General features: G+C 71.3%; 18 protein-coding genes and 2 pseudogenes. 11 read left to right on the top strand and 9 right to left on the bottom strand.

Annotated elements, in window-relative coordinates; all coding sequences use genetic code 11:
• Positions 1-3: 3 nt before the first annotated feature.
• Positions 4-1,035, top strand: a complete 1,032-nt coding sequence (ligD, locus tag RMT89_RS04255) for a non-homologous end-joining DNA ligase (RefSeq protein ID WP_315882554.1) — start codon at positions 4-6, stop codon at positions 1,033-1,035.
• Between the two features lie 99 nt (positions 1,036-1,134).
• Complete coding sequence (locus tag RMT89_RS04250) at positions 1,135-1,575, top strand: cupin domain-containing protein (RefSeq protein ID WP_315882553.1); 441 nt, start codon at positions 1,135-1,137, stop codon at positions 1,573-1,575.
• Here the strand turns inward: RMT89_RS04250 and RMT89_RS04245 are convergent.
• From RMT89_RS04245 to RMT89_RS04230, 4 genes and pseudogenes are all read right to left on the bottom strand, one after another.
• A pseudogene (locus tag RMT89_RS04245) lies at positions 1,576-2,057 on the bottom strand (SpoIIE family protein phosphatase); the annotation flags it as partial.
• Positions 2,058-2,149: 92 nt separating this feature from the next.
• The gene (locus RMT89_RS04240; RefSeq protein WP_315882552.1) at positions 2,150-2,617 is read right to left on the bottom strand and encodes a peroxiredoxin; all 468 of its coding nucleotides are present in this window, start codon (positions 2,615-2,617) and stop codon (positions 2,150-2,152) included.
• A gap of 74 nt (positions 2,618-2,691) precedes the next feature.
• Entirely contained in the window at positions 2,692-3,198 is a 507-nt protein-coding gene (locus RMT89_RS04235) for a MarR family transcriptional regulator (protein ID WP_315882551.1), read from the bottom strand.
• A 50-nt stretch (positions 3,199-3,248) separates the two neighbouring features.
• Positions 3,249-3,896, bottom strand: coding sequence for a TetR/AcrR family transcriptional regulator (locus RMT89_RS04230; RefSeq protein ID WP_315882550.1), 648 nt, complete (start codon positions 3,894-3,896; stop codon positions 3,249-3,251).
• Between the two features lie 181 nt (positions 3,897-4,077).
• Here RMT89_RS04230 and RMT89_RS04225 point away from each other — a divergent pair, with 181 nt between their 5' ends.
• The 3 genes from RMT89_RS04225 (at position 4,078) to RMT89_RS04215 (ending at position 7,089) form a co-directional block, all read left to right on the top strand.
• Complete coding sequence (locus RMT89_RS04225; RefSeq protein WP_315882549.1) at positions 4,078-5,058, top strand: RNA ligase family protein; 981 nt, start codon at positions 4,078-4,080, stop codon at positions 5,056-5,058.
• A gap of 143 nt (positions 5,059-5,201) precedes the next feature.
• The gene (locus RMT89_RS04220) at positions 5,202-5,978 is read left to right on the top strand and encodes an NPP1 family protein (protein ID WP_315882548.1); all 777 of its coding nucleotides are present in this window, start codon (positions 5,202-5,204) and stop codon (positions 5,976-5,978) included.
• 91 nt (positions 5,979-6,069) lie between these two features.
• Positions 6,070-7,089 carry a questin oxidase family protein gene (locus RMT89_RS04215; RefSeq protein ID WP_315882547.1) on the top strand — a complete coding sequence of 340 codons (1,020 nt, stop codon included), beginning with the start codon at positions 6,070-6,072 and terminating at the stop codon, positions 7,087-7,089.
• Here the strand turns inward: RMT89_RS04215 and RMT89_RS04210 are convergent.
• A pseudogene (locus RMT89_RS04210) lies at positions 7,067-7,780 on the bottom strand (DUF5937 family protein); the annotation flags it as partial. The gene RMT89_RS04215 and the pseudogene RMT89_RS04210 overlap by 23 nt on opposite strands.
• A gap of 12 nt (positions 7,781-7,792) precedes the next feature.
• Between RMT89_RS04210 and RMT89_RS04205 the strand changes: the two are divergent.
• The gene (locus tag RMT89_RS04205) at positions 7,793-8,017 is read left to right on the top strand and encodes a hypothetical protein (RefSeq protein WP_315882546.1); all 225 of its coding nucleotides are present in this window, start codon (positions 7,793-7,795) and stop codon (positions 8,015-8,017) included.
• A gap of 61 nt (positions 8,018-8,078) precedes the next feature.
• The gene (gene hemC, locus RMT89_RS04200) at positions 8,079-9,014 is read left to right on the top strand and encodes a hydroxymethylbilane synthase (RefSeq protein ID WP_315882545.1); all 936 of its coding nucleotides are present in this window, start codon (positions 8,079-8,081) and stop codon (positions 9,012-9,014) included.
• 14 nt (positions 9,015-9,028) lie between these two features.
• Here the strand turns inward: hemC and RMT89_RS04195 are convergent, their stop codons facing one another.
• Positions 9,029-9,544: a hypothetical protein gene (locus tag RMT89_RS04195; protein WP_315882544.1), complete on the bottom strand. Its 516-nt coding sequence runs from the start codon at positions 9,542-9,544 to the stop codon at positions 9,029-9,031.
• 432 nt (positions 9,545-9,976) lie between these two features.
• Between RMT89_RS04195 and RMT89_RS04190 the strand changes: the two genes are divergently transcribed.
• Entirely contained in the window at positions 9,977-10,768 is a 792-nt protein-coding gene (locus RMT89_RS04190) for an RNA polymerase sigma factor SigF (RefSeq protein ID WP_315882543.1), read from the top strand.
• On the opposite strand, the gene RMT89_RS04185 is transcribed toward RMT89_RS04190, so the two are convergent.
• Positions 10,765-11,103, bottom strand: a complete 339-nt coding sequence (locus RMT89_RS04185; RefSeq protein ID WP_315882542.1) for an ANTAR domain-containing protein — start codon at positions 11,101-11,103, stop codon at positions 10,765-10,767. The genes RMT89_RS04190 and RMT89_RS04185 overlap by 4 nt on opposite strands.
• Before the next feature lie 170 nt (positions 11,104-11,273).
• Here RMT89_RS04185 and RMT89_RS04180 point away from each other — a divergent pair, with 170 nt between their 5' ends.
• A complete protein-coding gene (locus tag RMT89_RS04180) occupies positions 11,274-12,077 on the top strand; it encodes a VOC family protein (RefSeq protein WP_315882541.1) in 804 nt (267 codons plus the stop codon).
• 113 nt (positions 12,078-12,190) lie between these two features.
• On the opposite strand, the gene glgX is transcribed toward RMT89_RS04180, so the two are convergent.
• Positions 12,191-14,335, bottom strand: coding sequence for a glycogen debranching protein GlgX (gene glgX / locus RMT89_RS04175; protein WP_315882540.1), 2,145 nt, complete (start codon positions 14,333-14,335; stop codon positions 12,191-12,193).
• Positions 14,332-14,844: a pep a2 gene (locus RMT89_RS04170; RefSeq protein WP_315882539.1), complete on the bottom strand. Its 513-nt coding sequence runs from the start codon at positions 14,842-14,844 to the stop codon at positions 14,332-14,334. The genes glgX and RMT89_RS04170 overlap by 4 nt, the downstream gene beginning before the upstream one ends.
• Before the next feature lie 304 nt (positions 14,845-15,148).
• On the opposite strand from RMT89_RS04170, the gene RMT89_RS04165 reads away from it, so the two are divergent.
• Positions 15,149-15,448: a DUF5133 domain-containing protein gene (locus RMT89_RS04165; protein WP_315882538.1), complete on the top strand. Its 300-nt coding sequence runs from the start codon at positions 15,149-15,151 to the stop codon at positions 15,446-15,448.
• 75 nt (positions 15,449-15,523) lie between these two features.
• The coding region (locus tag RMT89_RS04160; RefSeq protein WP_315882537.1) for a maltotransferase domain-containing protein at positions 15,524-16,098 on the top strand (575 nt) is incomplete at its 3' end.

The following is a 16,098-nucleotide window of genomic DNA, read 5'->3' as shown; positions in this document are numbered from 1 at the left end:
GCGGTGAGCGGCCTGCTCGACTCCCTGCCCGACGAGCAGCGCTCCCTGCTGCGCACAGCGCGCCCGGGCGCGGAGCGGGCCGCACGGCCGATGCTGGCCACGCTGAGCGACCGGCGGGACTTCTCCGATCCCTCCGAGGACTGGCTCTTCGAGCGGAAGCTGGACGGCATCCGGGTGCTGGCCGTCCGTGAGGGCGATCAGGTGGCGCTGCTGTCCCGGTCCGGGCGGCGGCTGAACGCCACGTATCCGGAGATCGTCGACGCCCTGGCCGGGCAGGCGTGCACGGACTTCACCGTCGACGGCGAGATCGTCGCGTTCTCGCGCGGCCGGACCGACTTCTCCCGGCTCCAGCAGCGCATGGGGCTGACCCGGCGGCAGGACGTGGAGGCGAGCGGTGTCGCCGTGACGTACTACGTGTTCGATCTGCTCAGGCTGGAGGGGCAGGACACCACACGGCTGCCGTTGCGCGGCCGCAAGTCACTGCTGCGGCGCGCCCTGGCCTATCGCGCTCCGCTCCGGCTGACACCCCATCGCAACGAGGGCGGTGCCGAGTTGCTGGCCGACTCCTGCGGACGCGGCTGGGAGGGACTGATCGCCAAGCGGGCCGACGGCGAGTACCAGCCGCGCCGGTCGACGGACTGGCTGAAGCTCAAGTGCTCCCAGGGGCAGGAGTTCGTGGTGGGCGGCTTCACCGAACCGGCGGGCAGCCGGGTGGGGCTCGGTGCGCTGCTGCTCGGCTATCACCAGGACGGGCGGCTGCGGTACGCGGGCAAGGTCGGCACCGGTTTCGACCGGGCCACGCTGCTGGATCTGAGGGGGCGTCTGGACGGGATGCGCGGCTCCGGCTCGCCGTTCGACGGTCCGGTGCGTGAGGCGGGGGCGCGGTGGGTGGAGCCGCGGCTGGTCGCGCAGATCGCCTTCACCGAGTGGACGCGGGACGGCATGCTGCGTCATCCCCGCTATCTGGGGCTGCGGGACGACAAGGAGCCGGGCGAGGTGGTGCGGGAGCGGCCCGCGGGCCGGGTGGCCGTCTGAGGGGACGTGGATCTTCTGATTCCGGCCCCAACTCGCCCTTGGTGCCTCTATGTTCACGGCGAAGTCGACGCTGTCCGCTCTCGGCCGGGAGGCCCTCGTATGCGCTTCGCCCTGCGCTCCGCCGTCACCGCGGCGGTGGCCGCCGCCACGTTCTTCCTCTCCGGAACCGGTACCGCCCAGGCGACTCCCCCGGGCCCCGGGGTCACCGGACGGGTCATCAGCCAGACCACGGTCGGCGGCACCGACTACATCCTGCGGGAGATAACCATTCCGCCCGGTCAGGCCACCGGGTGGCACTACCACGACGGCCCCTTGTACGCCTGGGTGCAGCAGGGCACGCTGAGCCACTTCGACTCGACCTGCGCCTCCGACGGCGTCTATCGCAAGGGGAGCTTCATCGAGGAGCCGGCCGGGCCGGGCAACGTCCACATCGGGCGCAACCTCGGTGACACGGCCATCGTCCTGAAGGTGCTGTACGTCCTGCCGCAGGGGGCGCCGTTCTCGCAGGACGCGCCGAACCCGGGCTGCCCCTTCCAGTGATCAGCCCGGCGGGAGCGGCTGTTGCGCCCAGATCGTCTTGCCGCGGCCGGTCTGTCCGCGCCCCAGCGCTGGGTGAGCTGGGCGACCAGGAGGAGTCCGCGGCCGCCCCCGTCGTAGGCGTGCACCTCACCGCAGCTGCGGTGAGGTGCAACTGCCGTCGGAGACCTCGCAGATGAGGCTGTGGTCGCGGATCAGGCGGCCAGTTGTTCGGTCGCGGAATGCCGGGCGGGAGACAGCTCGGCCGGGTCCGGGGTCACGTCCCAGGTGGCGACGCGGTCGGCGCCCAGCGTCCGGGGGCGGGCCAGCAGCAGGGCCACGTCGTCGCTGGGCTCCTCCGGCATGACGGCCTTCAGTACGGTGTCGCACAGGGCGTCGAGCGAGTCGGCGGACGCGGCCGGCGCACGGCACAGTTCGGCGCCGGCGTGGTCGAGGTCACGTTCCTCGATCAGACCGTCCGTGTACAGGGCGACGACCGCAGATTGCTGTGGAAGACACGGCTGTGCTCGGCGTCCTCGACGGTCTCCGAATGGTCCTCCGGGCGCGGCGCATCACCCGCGCCCGGAAAGGGCCGGTCTCAGCCCTTGCGGCCGCGCAGCGCCTCCAGCGCCCGGTCGGCGTGGGTGTTCATCCGCAGCTCGCTGCGCACGACCTCCAGCACCTTGCGGTCCTGCCCTATGACGAAGGTGGTGCGCTTGGTCGGGGCCAGCGACAGGCCGCGCTTGACGCCGAACCGCTCGCGGACCGTGCCGTCGGCGTCGGAGAGCAGCGGCATGCCGAGCGTGTGCCGTCCGGCGAACTCCTGCTGGCGCTCGACGGGGTCACCGCTGACGCCGACGGGCCGGGCGCCGACGGCGGCGAACTCGGCGGCCAGGTCGCGGAAGTGGCAGGCCTGGGCGGTGCAGCCGGGGGTCAGGGCGGCGGGGTAGAAGAAGAGCACCACCGGCCCCTCGGCGAGCAGTTCGGACAGTTTGCGGGGGGTGCCGGTCTCGTCGGGGAGGGCGAAGTCCTCGACCGTGTCCCCGATCTCCACACGTGCGCTCACTTCTGTCCCTCCGGTCCGGGCCCGACTGGCCGTCTGCGGCGCGATGTTACCGGAGGGTACCTCGGTGACTCCGGTCAGGTACCGGCCGTGTGCTGTGCCGGTTCCTCGTCGACGGAGTACGCGAGGAAGTCGTCCACCATGCGGTGGAACAGGGTGGCGAGATGTCGTAGTTCCTCCGGCTTCCAGTCGGCCAGCGCCAGTTGCATCCCGCGGGCGCCGGCCTCGCGGACACTGGCGATGGCGCGGTGGCCGGCCTCGGTGAGCTCGACGCGCTGGGCGCGGCGGTCGGCCGGGTCGGGGACACGGGAGACATGGCCGGACTTCTCCAGCTGCTGCACGGTGCGGGTGACGTGCGAGGCCTCCACTCCGAGACGGGTGGCCAGCTCCCCCGGGCGCAGCGGTTCGGTGTCGGCGACCTGGCGCAGCAGTGCCACGGCGGCGCGGTCCAGCGGCACCCCGGCCACGGCCATCAGGCGTTCGTGCTGGCGGGCGCGGGTGCTCAGGTAGGTGATGCGGGTGAGGGCGCGCTCGATCTCGATCACTTCGGCGGAGGGGACGCCGGGCAGCGGCGGGGTGGACATACCCGCCAGTTTACCAGCTCGTTGCCTAACTCAAGTAACTTGCCTTCGGGTCACGTCGCGGTGACCGGTGCCTGCCACATGCCGACGAGCGCGTCCACCAGCCCCGTGGCGGCGTCCGCCCAGTCGGTGCGGGGCGTGGCGGTGCCCTCGGCGAGCGCGCGTTCCCGCTCGGAGGCCATGTGGACGATCAGATGGCGTGCCATGTCACCGCGCTCCGCCCGGACGTCGTCGGGCAGCTCGGGCAGACACCGGCGCAGTCCGTCGACGATCTCCCGCAGCGCCGGGGAGCCCAGGGCCTCCTCGACCATGATCCGGTGCAGGGCGGGATCGGTCATGACCTGGGCGCAGAAGCGGGCGTACCAGGTGGGGCTGCCGAGGGCGGCCAGGTGCTCGAACACGGGCCGGACCAGGCAGTCCACCCAGTCGCGCAGCTCCGTGGAGCCGGTGACCCGCTCGACCAGACGGGTCCTGATCTCCTCGACGGGGGCCGCGTGCTTGCGGACGATCGCGCGGACCAGGTCGGTCCTGGTGCCGAAGTGGTAGCCGACGGCGGTGTTGTTGCCCTGCCCGGCGGCCTCACCGACCTGGCGGTTGGAGACCGCGTACACCCCGCGCTCGGCGTACAGCCGCTCGGCCGCGGTCAGGATCAGCTCCCGGGTCGCGCTGACCTGCTCCGCCCGGACCGCCCTGCCTGCCATGCTCATCACCACACCGGGACTGCTCGATCCGCCCGCGCCCGGCCGGTCCCTTCGGCCACCGCGGATCCGCCGCGCGGCGGCTGCTCCAAGAACGGAAGCCTACGGGGCAGTGCTCCCGCCGTTCAGGCGAAACCCGAGGCCCGGGGGCGTGCCGGGGCGCCCGCCCGTCGACAACTGACCCGTGAGCCTGCCGCTGATCCCCCCGATGCTCGCCACGCCCGGCACCCTCCCGCCCGCGACACAGGACGCGCGCTGGGCCTACGAGACCAAGCAGGACGGCCAGCGGGTGGTGGTCTACCTCGCGGGGGACGGCAGCCTGGTCCTGCGTGCCCGTTCCGGCGAGGAGGTCACCGCCGCCTATCCCGAACTGCTCCCGCTGGGCGGCGCGCTCGGCGCCACGCCCGCCGTACTGGACGGGGAGGTGCTGGCCCTCGACGAACAGGGACGGGCCGACTTCCAGTTGCTCCAGTCCCGGATGGGCCTGGCCCACGCACCGGGCCGGGCGGCGCGCAGGGCCGCGCAGACGCCCGTCCACCTGGTGCTGTTCGACGTCATGCACCTGGGCGACCGCTCGCTGGTCCCGCTCTCCTATGTGCGGCGCCGCGAGCAGTTGGAGAGGCTCGGCCTCGACGGACCGCACTGGTCGACGCCCGCGGCCATCGTCGGCCACGGGGAGCAGGCGCTGAGCGCCACCCGGGAGCACGGTCTGGAGGGCCTGGTCTGCAAGCGGCTGGACTCGGTGTACGAGCCCGGGGTGCGTTCCCGGGCCTGGATCAAGATCCGCAACATGCACAGCGAGGACGTCGTGGTGGGCGGCTGGCTGCCGGGCAAGGGACGGATCACGGGACTGCCGGGTGCGGTGCTGGTGGGCCAGCGAGCCGAAGGGCGCCTGCGGTACGTGGGCGGGGTGGGCACGGGCTGGAGCCGGCAGGAGCGGGAGCAGCTCGGCGCGTTGCTCAGGGCCGCCGAGACGGACGTATGCCCGTTCGATCCGGTGCCCGTGGTCCCCGGCGCGCACTGGGCCGTTCCGCGGCTGGTCGGAGAGGTGCGGTTCAGCACCCGTACCCGGGCCGGGCTGTTGCGTCAGCCGTCCTGGCTGCGACTGCGGCCCGATCTCACGCCGGAGGAGTCGGCGGCCGAGCTGCCGGACGACGTCGACTGACTCTTCCTCAAGATCCAACTGTTGGGGCGGCCGTAACCGGAGGGACGCCCACCCCCTCTTGGCGCGGACATGAAAAGTCGGGAAGCTGAACTTCCCTTTCCCCCACAGCCGTTGGGCTGCGCCCGCATCACGAGGAGGACGCAGTGTCGTCACTGTCGTTGAAGAAGCACCGCAGAAGATGGCTCACCGGTCTCGCCGGTGCCGCCGCGCTCGTCATCGCCTTCCCCTCCGCCGCCTTCGCGGCCCCGCCGCCGGCGCTGCCCGCCAACGCCGAGTCCGCCGAGTTCACCTACCAGCCGGCCTTCGACTACGACACGGACGGCTGCTACTCCACGCCCGCGATCGGCCCGGACGGAACCGTCAACGGCGGCCTCAACCCGACCGGCGCCCTCAACGGCAGCTGCCGTGACGCCTCGGACCTCGACAACACCAACAGCTACTCGCGCTACAAGTGCAACAACGGCTGGTGCGCCTACATGTACGGCCTGTACTTCGAGAAGGACCAGGCCGTCGCGGGCAGCAGCATCGGCGGGCACCGGCACGACTGGGAGCACGTCGTGATCTGGGTGCAGAGCGGCGCCGTCAAGTACGTCTCGACGTCCAATCACGGCTCGTTCACGGTGAGCGCGGCGTCCAGTGTCCGCTTCGACGGCACGCACGCGAAGATCGTGTACCACAAGGACGGCATCAGCACGCACACCTTCCGGCTGGCAAACTCCAATGACGAGCCGCCGGAGAACCACAAGGGCACCTGGCAGTACCCGCCGCTGGTCGGCTGGAACGGCTACCCGCCGGGCGTGCGCGACAAGCTGGTCGCCTACAACTTCGGCAGCGCCAACTTCGGCCTGAAGGACGCCAGTTTCGGCAACCACCTCGCGTCCGCCAAGCCGTCGGGCATCACCTTCGACCCGTACGCGTGAGCCTCGGGCCCGGGGCGTAGGACCAGCGGCGCTTCCCGCCTCCGCCCCGGGCCCGATCCGATTCCCCGAGCCGCTGTCTAGCGTGATCGGCATGGACACCACCGACACGAGCGGACAGCTCGAAGAAGCCCTGGAACGCCTGCACGCCGCCGGTCCGGAACGCGACGGCTGGCTGTCCAACCACGCCCCCATGGTCGTCGAGGCGCTCGCCGCGCACGGCCACGCGGGGGCGGTGCACCGCTGGGTGGACCTGTACCGGCCCAAGCTGGAGGACTTCCCCGACCGTCTTGCCCCCGTCACGGACGACAACTGGGTCTCGGCGCTGGGTGATCCGCGCCGGATCACGGACTGGACCGACCACTTCTCCCGCACGCTGGCCGACCGGCCCTGGCGGGACGTCCTCGCCGAGTGGTGGCCACGGCTGCTGCCCGGGATGTACGGCGGCGCGACGCACGTGATCATCCGGGTCGGACATGCCGTACGTGCCCTGGAGGCCGGTGAGTCCGCGCCCCGGCGCACCGAACTCGCCCACGCCCTGGGCTACTGGGCGGCCCGGCACCAGCCCGTGACCGGCTTCGCCGTGCTGCCGGGCGCGCCGACCGCCCGGGAGGCCCTGGACGCCGTACCCGCCATCGCGAAGGGGCACTTGGGATTCCGGGACCGTCTGGCCGCCGTGCACCGGCTGCCCGTGTGGGCGCAGGACGTCACCGACCCGGACCTCGCGCGGGACCGGCTCACCGAGCTCGTCCGCGCCACGACGCACCGCTACGCCACCCACGCCCACGGCGAGCCGACGATGCTCGTGCACGCGGCGACGGCCCCCAACGCCGTGCTGCGCACGCTGGATTCACTGCCGCGCGACCAGTGGGCGCCGAGCCTGCACGCGGCCTGGACCGCGTCCGCCGCCGTCACCGCCATGTACACCCCCGACGAGCCGGTCGCCTACGAGCCGCCCGCCCGGCTCACCGGCGAGGAGGTCATGGAACGGGCCCTCGCCCACGGCGACGAGCACGTCATCAAGCTCACCGACACGGCCCTGGACGTCGGCGACGAGCCGGCGCTCGCCGCGGCCCAGCGGGCGATCGAGCTCAGCGAGCCTCTGGCGCCCTGAACACCAGGGCGTCGCCCGACTCGGTCCGCCCGTACAGGACATAGTGCCCCTCGCGCCGTGAGGTCAGCAGTCCGGCCTCCCGCAGCACCGACAGATGGGCCGGGACGGTCGACGGCGCGAGGCCGTGCCGGGGGGCGAGTTCGGTGGTCGAGGCGGGAGCGGTCAGGCCGGTGAGAACCGCGGCACGTTGGTGGCCGAGGAGCTGGGCGAGTGCCTGCGACGGGCTCGGCGCGGCGGCGTCCTGGAGACCGCCCATCCCCCGGGCCGGGTAGATGACGGTGGTCTGCCAGGGCCGGGCGAAGCCGCTGACGACGTCCGGCCACACGAACACGCTCGGCATCAGCAATACGCCCCGCCCGTCGGCGCGTTGGGCGTCGGCGAGATCGCCGTACATCCGCAGGGTGAGAGTGTGTCCTGCCCAGCCGATGCCGGGGTGCAGGCCGGTGAGCAGCGCGTCGAGTCCACCGCCCGCCGCCTGCCGGGAGCGGTGGGCGATGTCGGCCTCCAGGACGGCGCGGTGGCGTGGCCAGTCCGGGGCGAGCAGGGCGTGCCAGACCCGCTCGGTCAGGTCGGCCAGGCGGCGGACGGTGGCGGCGGGGTCGTCGAGCGCCGCGCGCCCTGGACCTATCTGCGCCGCCACCGGCCGACCGTCGATCTCTCCCAGGGCTGGGGGCACAACTCGCAGTGGCGCACGGACTTCCGCGTGGACGTCCGTACCCCTGAGGGCGACCACGTCAACGTGTGCGAGCGCGGCGACATCGACGCCGGGGGCCAGGACAGCGTGGACGCGCTGCTCACCCCCGTGGAGCGGCGTGAACTTCTGGGCCACCGCTGCCTGGTGCGCACGCCCGACGACGTCGCCGCGCTTGCGGACACGGCCGAACGCCGGCAGGAGTACCACTTCCCCTTCGAGTGGCGGCTGTCCTGAACCGACGGGAATTCGAGCGGTACCGCACGGACCCTGTGATCCGAAGGTCTATCGTGTCGGCATGTCCGTCCCCGAACTGATCCGTATCGTCTCCCGCGACTCGCCCATGGCGCTCGCCCAAGTGGAGCGCGTCCGCGCCGAGTTGACGGCCCTGTATCCAGGCGTGCGGACCGAGGTCGTGCCGGTGAAGACGACCGGTGACAAGTGGCTGGGAGACCTGTCGAAGGTCGAGGGGAAGGGGGCGTTCACCAAGGAGGTGGACGCCGCCCTGCCCGCCGGTGAGGCCGATCTGGCGGTGCACTGCGTCAAGGACGTTCCCGCCGACCGGCCGCTTCCCGCGGGGACTGTCTTCGCCGCCTTCCTCAAGCGGGACGACATCCGCGACGCGCTGGTGCACCCGGGCGGCCTGACCCTGGACGAGCTGCCGGACGGCACCCGGATCGGCACCTCGTCGGTGCGCCGGGTCGCCCAACTCGCCGCGACCCACCCGCATCTGGAGTGCGTGCCCTTCCGCGGCAACGCCAACCGGCGGCTTTCGAAGCTACAGGCCGGCGAGGCGGACGCGCTGCTGCTCGCGGTGTCCGGTCTGGAGCGGATCGACCGGCGTGACGTGATCAGCGAGGTCCTCTCCCCCGAGACGATGATGCCGCCGATCGGCGCGGGCATCCTCGCCCTGCAGTGCCGGGAGGACGACGAGGAGCTCATCGACGCCGTCAGCGGCCTCGGCGATCCGGACACCCACCGGGAGGCCACCGCCGAGCGGATGTTCCTGCATGTGCTCCAGGGGCACTGCAACAGCCCGATCGCCGGGTACGCGCGTGTGGACCACGGCGGGGAACTGTCCCTGCGGGCGTGCGTGTTCACCCCGGACGGCAAGACCCGGCTCAACGCCCACGAGTGGGCCGGCCGGCTGGATCCGGCCACCCTGGGCACCTCGGTCGCCGTGGCGCTGCTGCGTCAGGGCGCGCGCGAGATCATCGACGGCATCCCGCACTGAGGCGCGGCACCGCGTCAGGCGGTGCCCTCTTCGGCCTGGTCGCGCAGGAAGTTGCTGACCTGGTGGGCGAGGCACTCCCGCCCCGGGCCGGTGTGGGCCGAGCCCTCGTACAGGCCGATGCCGCCCGCCCAGAGCCGGCGCTCGGTCCACTCCTCGTCGACCCGCAACTGGATCTGGACGTCGACCTGGTTCAGGCTCGCCTCCGGCCCGGCCGCGTACAGCACGGCGGTAGCCCGGCGCAGCGGGTAGACGTCGAAGCCCTCGATGAACTGCGAGTTGCGCCAGTCGATGAAGGCACTCTCCCCCTCAGACCCGATCCGCACATCGATCTGGCCGTCCTCCAGGTGAATGCCGTAGTGCCGCTCACCGCGATTCTCGACCGTCACGCGCAGGCTGCAGTACGTCAGCCCCTCGGCGGCGTCGTCACGTCCACGCGGAGGCTCGGCCTGCTCCAGACGGTGGACTCGGACGCGCAGACCGGCATGCTCGTCGTACTCCTGCCAGTCCCCGACCACGTTCGGCTCGCACACACTGCACCTCTTCGACCTCAGAGAGCTGCTTCCTATCTGTGCGCTCAGCGCACTGTCAAATGAGCGGAATGCGCTGTGGCCAGCGCATTCACCCTCTTTGATCGCTGATCAAGCGCTGCCCAGGCACAATCGGTCACCCGGCGCGCCGGCCGGACACGCGAGCGTGCCGCACATCACGTCGGCCGTCTTGATCAGTGGGCACCCTCACGCACCGAATTCGATCGATTTCAGAATGTCGCCATATTCGCCATATTCGCCGAAATCGGGGCAATTGTTTTGAGTTCGTGAGGGCGGGAATCCTCTATGCAGTGCTTCGGACAGGAGGCACGTCCGTGGGAGCCCGGCTCCGGGCCCCGGATGTCCTCCGCGCGCTTTCGGGGCCGCTTCCACGGTGACTGTCCCACCCAGCACCTGCTGAGGGAGGCGCGCTTCATGCCTGTCACCGGCAGAACGAAGCAGCACCCGCACGATGACGCCCCCGATACCGCCGCCGATTTCGAACGGCTCGCGCGGTTGCCGCAGGGGCCCGAGCGCAAGGCGCTCCGTGACGCACTGGTTCAGGCCTGGCTGCCCATGGCGGAGCGCATCGCGGTCCGCTTCAAGGGACGCGGTGAGGCTCTGGAAGACCTCTATCAGGTGGCCGCGCTCGGCCTGGTCAAGGCCGTCGACCACTACGACCCGGCCCGCGGCTGCGCCTTCGAGGCGTACGCGGTGCCGACCGTCACCGGCGAGATCAAGCGGCACTTCCGCGACCACATGTGGACGCTGCATGTGCCACGCCGGGTTCAGGACCTGCGCAACCGCGTGCGGCAGGCGGCCAAGGAGCTGTCGCAGACGACCCCGGGCCGCGCCCCCACCGTGGCCGAGATCGCCGACCGGACCGAGCTGAGCGAGTCCGAGGTGCGCGCCGGCATGGAGGCCCTGGACTGCTTCTCCGCACTGTCGCTGGAGGCGGAGATGCCCGGCACCGACGGCTACGCCCTCGGCGACTCACTGGGCGGGCCCGATCCGGGCTTCGACATCGTCGTCGACCGAGTGGCCGTACGCCCCTGTCTGGAGAAGCTGCCCGAGCGTGAGCGCACCATCCTCTATCTGCGGTTCTTCCGCGGCATGACGCAGAGCTGCATCGCCCAGCAACTGGGGATCTCCCAGATGCACGTCTCCCGACTGCTCAACGGCTGCTTCGCGCATCTGCGGGAGGAACTGATGACCCAGGCCCGTTAGCGCTCCTCTTCCGGCGTCCCCGGGATCTGCGTCGGACCGTAACGGTCGAGAGCGTCCTCCAACTCGGCGCGGATCTCCGGGGGCATCGCTCCGTCGCGGCCCCAGATCAGGATCAGGTCCGCGACATTACGGAGCTTGATGTTGGTGTGCTGGGAGACGTCCTTCAGCACCGCCCAGCCCTGGTCCGGGCCGACCCGGCCCAGCGCCACGATCATCCCGATCGCCTGGTCCACCACCGCGTGGGAGGTGACGGCCTCTTTGAGCTGCTCGACTTCTTCCTGCAGCTCGGAGATCCGGTTGGTCTCGTCGGCAGGCTCCTGCGGTACGCGGGTCACGCATCCATCCTCGTCACTCGGGCGGCGGTATGCCACTGCGTGGGGGGTGGAATCATCATTGTTTCGGCGCGGCGGCCGGGGTACTCGGCAGGCGCCGTCAGAGGTACCGGCCGGACACTGGGAAGAGACGCCGGTGGCCGCCGGCCCGGCGAGACCAGGACGCGACAGCCATGAACCACGACACGAAGCTCCCCAGCGGCACGAGAAACGTGGTCTCCACGCACTCCGTGTTCGGCGCGCCCTGCTGGGTGAGCCTGACCAGCCGCGACCTGCAGACCACCCAGGATTTCTACACCGCCGTCTTCGGCTGGCGCTGGCGCACCGGCAAACTCGGCGACCGCTTCCGGATCGCCCTGGCCGACGGCGTACCGGTCGCCGGGATCGCCGGCGTCGCGACGATGTGGCAGATGGCGGTCGCGTGGACGCCGTACTTCGCCGTGCCGAGCGCGGACGAGGCCGTGTCGAGGGTGCAGGAGCGCGGCGGTACGGCCGCGGTCGGGCCGATCTCCTTCCCGCCCGGGCGCGCGGCGCTGCTCGCCGACCGGGACGGCGCGACCTTCGGCATCTGGGAGGGTGAGCTGGTCAGCGACTGGGAGACCTGGCGCCGCTCCACCCCGGCCTTCATCCGCCTGCACACCCGCGACGCCTTCGACGCCGCGATCTTCTACGGCGAGGTCCTGGACTGGGCCTCGGAGCGCCCCGGCTGCTGCGAGGTGCGCTACGAGGGCGGCGAGGTCGTGCTGCGCAGCGGCGGTGACGTGGTGGCCCGGATCGTGTCGGGGGCGCTCGGCGCCGCCCCCGACCCCACCATCCGCCCGCACTGGCAGGTCCATTTCGCGGTCCCGGACGTGGCGGCCTGCGCCCGGACCGCGGAGCAGCACGGCGGGAGCGTCCTGTCGAAGACCGGGGACGAGGCCGTGCTGCGGGATTCCGACGGCGCCCAGTTCACCGTGACCTCGCGCCGCGAGCGCTAGAAGTGTCCTGAAGATCTTGCTTGGGCCGCCCCGATCGCCCAGGTTCGCCCGCAAAAGTCGACCGGGGCAATCCGGTGCAAGTCGGGCGGGTTTTCAAGATTCTCAGTGGTCTCCTAGACGGCGGCTGTCCTGGACGGGCGGGACAGCAGGACGAGGCTGCGGGCGGCGACCGTCCTCGTCGTGGCCGCCTTGTGCTCGGTCTCGTCGGGGGCCTGCGGCTCGGCGGTGTCGATCAGGGTGGTCCAGCGGTCGCCGTAGGTGGCGTCCGGGAGCTGGAAGTCCACCGGCTCCCAGTAGCTGTTGAGCAGCAGCAGGAAGGAGTCGTCCACGACGGGCCGGCCGCACCGGTCGGGCTCGGCGATGGCGTCGCCGTTGAGGAACACACCCACGCAGTGGGCGTCGGAGCGCTGCCAGTCCTCCTCCGTCATCTCGCCGGCGTCCGGCAGCAGCCAGACCAGGTCGGGCAGCGGCTGGCCCGCGTGCGTCACGGTCTCGCCGCGGAAGAAGCGGCGGCGGCGCAGGACGGGATGAGCGGTGCGCAGGCCGATGACGTAGCGCGTGAAGTCCGCGAGAGCGCGCTGCTCGTCGGTCAGCCGCCAGTCGATCCAGGAGACCTCGTTGTCCTGGCAGTAGGCGTTGTTGTTGCCGCGCTGGGTACGGCCGAGTTCGTCGCCGTGGCAGAGCATCGGGATGCCCTGCGACAGCAGCAGCGTGGCGAGGAAGTTGCGCTGCTGGCGGGCGCGCAGCTCAAGGACGGCCGGATCGCGGGTCTCGCCCTCCGCGCCGCAGTTCCAGGACCGGTTGACGCTCTCGCCGTCCCGGTTGCCCTCGCCGTTGGCCTCGTTGTGCTTGTCGTTGTACGAGACGAGGTCGCGCAGGGTGAAACCGTCGTGCGCGGTGACGAAGTTGACGCTGGCACGCGGCCGACGCCTGCTGTGCTGGTACAGGTCGGAGGAGCCGGTCAGCCGGGAGGCGAAGTCGCCCAGGGTGTGTTCGCCGCCGCGCCAGAAGTCGCGCACGGTGTCGCGGTACTTGCCGTTCCACTCCGACCACAGCGGCGGGAAGTTGCCGACCTGGTAGCCGCCCTCGCCGACGTCCCAGGGCTCGGCGATCAGTTTGACGCGGCTGATCACCGGGTCCTGCTGGATCAGGTCGAAGAACGCCGAGAGCCGGTCCACCTCGTGGAACTGCCGGGCCAGGGTGGCCGCGAGGTCGAAGCGGAAGCCGTCGACATGCATCTCGGTGACCCAGTACCGCAGCGAGTCCATGATCAGCTGCAGGACGTAGGGGTGCCGCATCAGCAGGCTGTTCCCGGTGCCGGTGGTGTCGTAGTAGTGGGTCCAGTCGCCGTCCACCAACCGGTAGTAGGAGGCGTTGTCGATGCCGCGGAAGGACAGGGTGGGGCCCTTCTCGTTGCCCTCGGCGGTGTGGTTGTAGACGACGTCCAGGATCACTTCGAGACCGGCCTCGTGCAGTGCCTTCACCATCGCCTTGAACTCGGTGACCTGCTGGCCACGGGTGCCATGGGCGGCGTAGGCGTTGTGCGGGGCGAAGAAGCCGATCGTGTTGTAGCCCCAGTAGTTCGCGAGGCCCCGGTCGGTCAGCACACCGTCCTGGACGAACTGGTGCACGGGCATCAGCTCGACGGCCGTGACCCCCAGCGAGGTCAGATGCTCGACGACCGCGGGGTGCGCGAGACCGGCGTAGGTGCCGCGCAGCTCGGCGGGGACACCCGGATGGGTGCGGCTCAGGCCGCGGACGTGGGCCTCGTAGATGACGGTGTCCGCGTACGGCCGCCGGGGCGGACGGTCGTCGCCCCAGTCGAAGTAGGGGTCGGTCACCACGCCGAGCATGGTGTGCCCGGCGCTGTCGGCCGGGGAGGGGCCGTCGGGGGAGCGTTCGAAGAGGGAGGAGTGGCTGTCCATCTGCCCGTCGACCGCCTGGGTGTACGGGTCGAGGAGCAGCTTCGCCGGATTGCAGCGGTGGCCGAGGGCCGGGGCCCAGGGGCCGTGCACCCGGTAGCCGTACCGCTGGCCGGGGCCGACGCCGGGCAGGTAGCCGTGCCAGACGAATCCGTCGACCTCGGTCAGCTCCACGCTGCGGTGCTTGCCCGCGTCGTCGACGAGGACCAGCTCGACCCGCTCGGCGACCTCGCTGAACAGGGCGAAGTTGGTGCCCTGTCCGTCGTAGGCGGCGCCCAACGGGTAGGGGTGCCCGCTCCAGGCGGGCACCCCTGCACGGTGCTTGCGCGCGGTCACCGCGCCTCCTCCAGCACCCGGTCCGGGGTGCTCGCCGGGCCGGCCAGCGCGGCGGCCGGGACCTCGCGGGGCACCTGAAGCACCTCGCGCAGGCTGGGCGCCGGGGCCGTCGGGACCAGCGGGACGCGCTCGCCGGCGCGGGCCCGCTGCGAGAACCAGATGACCTTGCTGCCGGTTTCCGTGGCGCAGCAGCCCCAGCCGTCGCTGATCGCGGCGATCTGCTCAAGGCAGCCGCGCAGATCCTGGTCCGGGCGCAGATCACGGTCGTTGTCCCCGATGGCCGTGATGAGGTGCTGTCCGTTCCACCACATCTCGATCGACGTGTTCTTGTCCGTGGCGTGCTCGTCGATGGCGTTCAGCAGCAGTTCGGCGCCGCCGCAGACGGGCTCCACGAGGTTCTCCAGGTCCCAGAACCGGAGGTGTGCGGCCAGGATGCGCCTGACCTGCCCGACCCGTTCCGGACTGACTTCCACGTCGAGGTGGTAGTAGCAGGGCACTGCGGTCTTCATCTCGTTGGCTCCTCACCGGCGAGGCTCGGCACTTCCCCGTCCCCGCGGGACGGGCCCCGAACGCGAAGCGTGAGCGTTGATCGCTTCTGAGTCACCTCAAGGGTGGGAGTGCTACGCCATTCGTGCAACACGAGGAGTCAACCGGGGGATCATCCGGGATGGTTGAAGCTCTAACAAGACGCTGGGTCGTCACACGTGCACCATGAGTGAAGACCTCCATGCCCGTAAGGCATCCGTGTGTGCGCGCACGACCACCCCCCACCGTGTGGTGACGTGCCATGAAACCCGAGAGGTGAACGGCGTCATGTTGCTACCGGCCAAAGCCGAAGTCGCCCGCCAGCTTGGGCGCTACCGGGCCTGGGAGCGCGTCATGCTCGCGTCCCCGAACGACCAGGCCGTGCGGGCCACTTTCGAGGACGCGGGCTACACGCTGTGCGTGCTGATGGGCAAGCGCTGCGCGCGCGAGGCCGCGGACGCGGCCGAGCGCTATCTGCGCACCAACCTCGGCACCTACCTGCGCGAGCAGAACGAACGCCCCCGTCCGGGCGTCGCCGCGAGACGGGGTCCACCGACCGCCAAGCGGCGTTCCCGGGCCGGCAGGTAGACCCTTCCGGCGCAGCTTGAATCCCCCGGCCGGGCCCTTCAGGGGCCCGGCCATGAGCACGGCGGAGGCGAGACCATGAAGGCAACCGCGGCCATCGGCCGTATCCCGGTACGGAACGTCCAGCCGGCCGTGGAGTGCGGCAGGCGCCCTGCGAAGGCGGTGACCGGCGAGACGTTCGAGGTCTCGGCGACCGTGTTCCGCGAGGGTCACGACGCCGTGGCCGCCAATGTCGTGCTGCGGGATCCCGAGGGCCGGCCGGGCCCGTGGACGCCGATGCGTGAACTGGCGCCGGGCACCGACCGCTGGGGCGCCGAGGTCACCCCCGACGCCGAGGGCCTGTGGACGTACACCGTGGAGGCGTGGGGCGACCCGGTCGCCACCTGGCGCCACACCGCCCGCATCAAGGTGCCCGCCGGGATCGACACCGGGCTGGTCCTGGAGGAGGGCGCGGATCTCTTCGAGCGTGCGGCGGCCGGGGTTCCCGCCGAGCGGCGACCGGTCCTCCTCCGTGCGGTCGACACCCTCAGGGACGACTCCCTGCCGGTCGTGTCCCGACTGGCCGCCGCCTTCCGGCCCCAGGTGGACGCGGTGCTGTCCCGGTATCCGCTGCGGGAGTTGGTGACGGCCTCGGAGCCGCTGCCGCTGCTGGT

The sequence above is a fragment of the Streptomyces sp. P17 genome (assembly GCF_032436805.1).
Classification (GTDB): Bacteria; Actinomycetota; Actinomycetes; order Streptomycetales; family Streptomycetaceae; genus Streptomyces.
This window is presented reverse-complemented; position numbering and strand designations above follow the sequence as displayed.

What these genes read in the sequence shown, in the direction of transcription:
- hemC (WP_315882545.1), top strand. Translation starts at nt 8,079, where the DNA reads ATGTCCGTCCCCGAACTGATCCGTATCGTCTCCCGCGACTCGCCCATG.
- RMT89_RS04250 (WP_315882553.1), top strand. Translation starts at nt 1,135, where the DNA reads ATGCGCTTCGCCCTGCGCTCCGCCGTCACCGCGGCGGTGGCCGCCGCC.
- RMT89_RS04235 (WP_315882551.1), bottom strand. Translation starts at nt 3,198, where the DNA reads ATGTCCACCCCGCCGCTGCCCGGCGTCCCCTCCGCCGAAGTGATCGAG.
- RMT89_RS04170 (WP_315882539.1), bottom strand. Translation starts at nt 14,844, where the DNA reads ATGAAGACCGCAGTGCCCTGCTACTACCACCTCGACGTGGAAGTCAGT.
- RMT89_RS04180 (WP_315882541.1), top strand. Translation starts at nt 11,274, where the DNA reads ATGAACCACGACACGAAGCTCCCCAGCGGCACGAGAAACGTGGTCTCC.
- RMT89_RS04165 (WP_315882538.1), top strand. Translation starts at nt 15,149, where the DNA reads ATGTTGCTACCGGCCAAAGCCGAAGTCGCCCGCCAGCTTGGGCGCTAC.
- RMT89_RS04215 (WP_315882547.1), top strand. Translation starts at nt 6,070, where the DNA reads ATGGACACCACCGACACGAGCGGACAGCTCGAAGAAGCCCTGGAACGC.
- RMT89_RS04190 (WP_315882543.1), top strand. Translation starts at nt 9,977, where the DNA reads ATGCCTGTCACCGGCAGAACGAAGCAGCACCCGCACGATGACGCCCCC.
- RMT89_RS04230 (WP_315882550.1), bottom strand. Translation starts at nt 3,896, where the DNA reads ATGGCAGGCAGGGCGGTCCGGGCGGAGCAGGTCAGCGCGACCCGGGAG.